Annotated in this window: 1 protein-coding gene; it reads right to left on the bottom strand. The window is 65.0% G+C overall.

From position 1 onward, the window contains the following. Positions 1–734: 3-hydroxybutyrate dehydrogenase (locus tag HMPREF3115_RS04815; protein WP_053299219.1), on the bottom strand; the 734-nt coding region annotated here is incomplete at both ends.

Genomic DNA, 734 nt, shown 5'->3' on the forward strand with positions numbered 1-734 from the left:
TGACCGGTCAGCGCCGCGCTCGGGAACGCCGACAGGAACAGCACCGTCTGCGCGACGTCCTGCACGGTCGTGAACACGCCGTCGACCGTATTGCCGAGCATCACCTTCTTCACGACTTCCTCTTCGCTGATGCCGAGCTCCTTGGCCTGCTCGGGAATCTGCTTGTCGACGAGCGGCGTACGCACGAAGCCCGGACACACGACATGCGAGCGCACGTTGTGCTTCGCACCTTCCTTCGCGAGCACGCGTGCGAGACCGAGCAGCCCGTGCTTGGCCGTCACGTACGCCGACTTCAGCGGCGACGCCTCGTGCGAGTGCACCGAGCCCATGTAGATCACGACGCCGCCGCGATCGTCCTTGTACATGTGCTTGAGCGCGGCCTTGGTCGTCAGGAACGCGCCGTCTACGTGGATCGCCTGCATCTTCTTCCAGTCGGCGAACGAATAGTTTTCGATCGGGTTCACGATCTGGATGCCGGCATTCGACACGAGAATGTCGACCGAGCCGAACGTCTCCGCGACCTTGTCGATGCCGGTGTTGACCGCTTCCTCGTTGGTCACGTCCATCGCGACGCCGATCGCCTTGCCGCCGGCCTTGTTGATCTCGTCGGCGACGGCCGTCGCGCCGTCCAGGTTCAGATCGGCGATCGCGACGGCCGCACCCGCCTTCGCCAGCTCCAGCGCGATTTCCTTGCCGATGCCGCTCGCGGCGCCCGTGACGACTGCGGTCTTGCC

The organism is Burkholderia sp. HMSC10F09 (assembly GCF_001806955.1).
Taxonomy (GTDB): Bacteria; Pseudomonadota; Gammaproteobacteria; order Burkholderiales; family Burkholderiaceae; genus Burkholderia; species Burkholderia multivorans.